2 protein-coding genes are annotated in these 3,522 nt (G+C 73.9%); one reads left to right on the top strand and one right to left on the bottom strand.

The genetic code is table 11. From position 1 onward, the window contains the following. Positions 1 to 2,093 (bottom strand): branched-chain amino acid ABC transporter permease (locus tag I6A81_RS40715; RefSeq protein WP_203010507.1); only part of this gene is annotated, 2,093 nt, incomplete at its 3' end. Positions 2,094 to 2,185: 92 nt separating this feature from the next. Between I6A81_RS40715 and I6A81_RS40710 the strand changes: the two genes are divergently transcribed. Then, a complete protein-coding gene (locus tag I6A81_RS40710) occupies positions 2,186 to 3,427 on the top strand; it encodes an ABC transporter substrate-binding protein (RefSeq protein WP_307875231.1) in 1,242 nt (413 codons plus the stop codon). The last annotated feature ends 95 nt before the right edge of the window (positions 3,428 to 3,522 follow it).

Below are 3,522 nucleotides of genomic sequence, written 5' to 3'. Positions count from 1 at the left end.
CCGCCGCCGGTCGCCCCACCCCCGCCGGCCACCCCGCGCGCGGGCCGGGGTCCCGCCGGGCGCGCCGGGCCGCCCGGCGGCGCGGCCCGGCCGGCCGGCCGGGGGACCTGTCCGCGGGCCGCGCGGCCGGCCCGGTGCGCGCCGACGGTGGCGGGCACGGGCGGGCGCCGGTAGGCGAGGCCCGCGGGCCGCAGCACGGCCAGGATGACGACCGCCAGCCCGCAGATCAACGACTGGTACTCGCCGAGGCCGGCCAGGTCGTCGAGGGCGGTGAACGCCAGGCCGCCTGGCACCAGCAGGCCGGCGAGCAGCGCCCCGGACACGGTCGTCACGCCGCCGACCGCGACCACGGCGAGGAAGAACAGCGACGCGGTCACGCCGAACGAGTCGAACGACAGCGTGCCCTGCCCGTAGCCGATCAGGGTGCCGCCGAGACCGGCGATCCCGGCCGAGATCCCGAACGCGAGGACCTTGGTGCGCCGGACGTCGACGCCTGCCGCGGCGGCGGCCCGCTCGTTCGCCCGGACCGCGAGCATCCGCCGGCCGAACCCGGAGCCACGCAGCCGAGCGACGCCATAGCAGCAGGCGGCGAGCACGACGAGCGCCAGCAGCCCGTATTCGACGCGCGGGAAGCCGGGGCCGGAGAGCCCGAGGTCCAGGCCGAACACCGTCGGCGCGGGCACCTTGGTGCCAGCCAGGCCGCCGGTGACCAGCGGGTTGGCGAACACCGCCTCCTGGATCGCGACGCCGGCGGCGAGCGTGATGACCGCCAGGTCGATGCCGCGCACCCGCCGGGCGACGAGGCCGAGCAGCAGACCGACGGCGGCGGCCACGGCCGTGGCGAGCAGCGGGGCGACCGGGAACGGGATGTGCAGGCTGCGCTGCAGCCGGGCGAGCAGGAAGCCGGCGACCCCGGCGATCGACATCTGCGTGAGCGAGAGCTGGCCGACGTAACCGACGAGCACGACGAACGACAGGCAGACGACGGCCCCGGCGAGGCTGCGTTCCATACCGAGCCGGTAGGTGCCCTGCAGCAGGAACAGCGCGCCGGCGCCGGCCACGACCCCGAGTCCCAGCCACAGCGCCGCCCGGCGCGCCCCCACGGGCGGGCCCACCGGTGGCAGCCGGGTGACGCCCGCCGCGGTCGTCACCCGGCTGGGCACCAGCTGCCCTCTCGCGACCGCCACCCCGATCAGCACGAGCAGCGGCAGCAGCGCGCGCAGGCCCGGCTGGTCGAGCCAGCTCACGTCCTGCTGGACCTGGAACAGCGCGGACTGCGCCATCCCGAGGGCCAGCGCGCCGGCGACCGTCGCGCCGAACGACGACAGCCCGCCGAGCAGCGCCGCCGCGAGCGCCGGGACGACGAACAGCGAGTAGGTCGCCGGGTTGAGCGCGGAGACCGGCGCGATCAGGATGCCGGCCGCCGCCGCCAGCACCGAGGCCACCACCCAGTTCGCGGCGGCGACCAGCTCAGCGCGGTAGCCCCACAGCGACACGGCGTCCGGGTCGGCGGCGACGGCGCGGGTCGCCAGGCCGAACCTGGTCCAGCGCGACACGGCCCACAGGACGGCCCCGGCCGCGACGGCGAGCGCGGCGAGCAGCAGCCGGTCGCTGGGCACCGTCGTGCCGAGCAGCTCGACCGGCCGCTGGGTCAGCACCGGGGCGATGAACCGGTTGTCCTGCCCGCCGTCGCCCGCCACGAACTGGAGCACCGCGACGGCCTGCAGCGCGATCATCAGCCCGACCGCGGCCACGACGGCGTTCATCGGCGGCGCGGAACGCAGCGGCCGGAACACCAGCAGGTAGCAGAGCAGCCCGAACAGGCCGGCGAGCGCCAGCGACAGCAGGAAGCACAGCAGGAACGACGGGTTGTCGGTCAGATGAATTCGTGGCGGCAATCCGACGACGGGAAAGACGATGTCGCCGTACTCACGCAACTCGGCGTACTGGTAGGTCGCGTACATGGCGAAGGCGCCGTGCGCGACGTTCACCACGCCGGAGGCCCGATAGGTCAGCACGAGACCGAGGCCGAGCGCCGCGTACACGGCCCCGGTGCCAAGGCCGAGCACCAACGCGGCTAGATACGTGGACACACCCTTGTCTCTCGCTAGGGCTCTCCGTCGGCCGACACGGCTTGCTCGACACGGTCGCACCCGGCTGCCGACGGGAGTGTAGCTTTCTGGGCGTGATCCGATTTGGGCGTGGTCTCGCCGCTGGCTCCGTTGCCCTGGTGATGGTTCTCGCCGGCTGCACGAGCGAGCGCGGTGGTGGTTCGGACGACGGCGGCGGGACCGGCGGAACGCCGGCCGCGGCGCCCACCGGGACGCCGCTGCTGATCGGGTACGTGACGCAGGAGAACAGCGCGCTCGGCTCGTTCCCGGAGACCCGGGTCGCCGCCAACGCGGCGGCGGCCTACGCGAACGCCGAGCTGAACGGGGTCAAGGGCCGGCCGATCAAGCTCGTGACCTGCGCGACGAACGGCTCGCCCGAGTCGTCGCAGGACTGCGCCAACAAGCTCGTCGCGCAGAAGCCGGTCGCGGTCGTCGGCGGCATCGACATCGCCGCCGAGACCGCGATGAAGATCTACGAGACCGCGGGCATCCCGTACGTGAGCGGCTCCCCGCAGCTCAACGGGGAGCTCAACTCGCCCAACTCGTACTCGCTCGCCGGCGGCACCGTCGCGGAGCTGCTCGGCATCACCGACTACCTGACGTCGGTGAAGAAGGTGCGCAGCGTGCACGCGCTGTACGTGGACCTGCCCGGGCTGCTCACGATCGCGATCAACTCCGCGAAGAGCATCCTGACCGCCAAGGGCGTGACCGACGTCAAGCTCGTCGCGGAGAAGGCCGACGCGGCCGACTTCGCGCCGGCGCTCAGCAACGTCGCCTCCGGCAACCCAGACGCCATCGTCGTCATCTTCCAGGCGCAGGCCTGCGCCCGCATCGTGCAGGCCGCGAGCGCGCTGAACATCCAGGCGCCGATGTACCTGATCGGTTCGTGCGCCTCCCCGGCGGTCGCCAAGGCCGCCGGCGGGCAGACCGACAACCTGATCTTCGCCTCCGGCTACCAGCCGGTGACCGACGACGACAAGGACCCCGTCGCGGCGGCCTTCGCGGAGCGGGTGCCGGCGGACCAGCGGACCTCGGGCTCGGAGGGCTCGTTCTCGGCGGTGCTGGTGGTGCGCGACCTGCTCGAGGAGCTGGCGGACCCGACGCCCGCGGCGCTGATCACCGCGCTCAAGGCGACCAAGGACCATCCGAACGTCCTCGCCCACCCGTTCACCTGCGACAACCAGCAGGTGCCGCTCCTGCCGTCGATCTGCAACGCCTCCGTGCGCCTGCTGACCTGGAACGGCAAGGGCTTCGCCGACCTCACCGGCGACTGGCTCAACGGCAGCCAGCTGGTCAACCTCACCACCGGCGGCTGATCGGTCCTCCACCCGTCCTCGGCGGTCCGTCCCCTCGGGGCCGACCCCCCCCGCCAGTACGACCCCCGCCCCGCCCCGCCGCGCGGACGCCGGAA

Source organism: Frankia nepalensis (assembly GCF_016786325.1).
Taxonomy (GTDB): domain Bacteria; phylum Actinomycetota; class Actinomycetes; order Frankiales; family Frankiaceae; genus Pseudofrankia; species Pseudofrankia nepalensis.
Note: the sequence above shows the minus strand (reverse complement) of the source record. Positions and strands in the feature narration are given on the sequence as shown.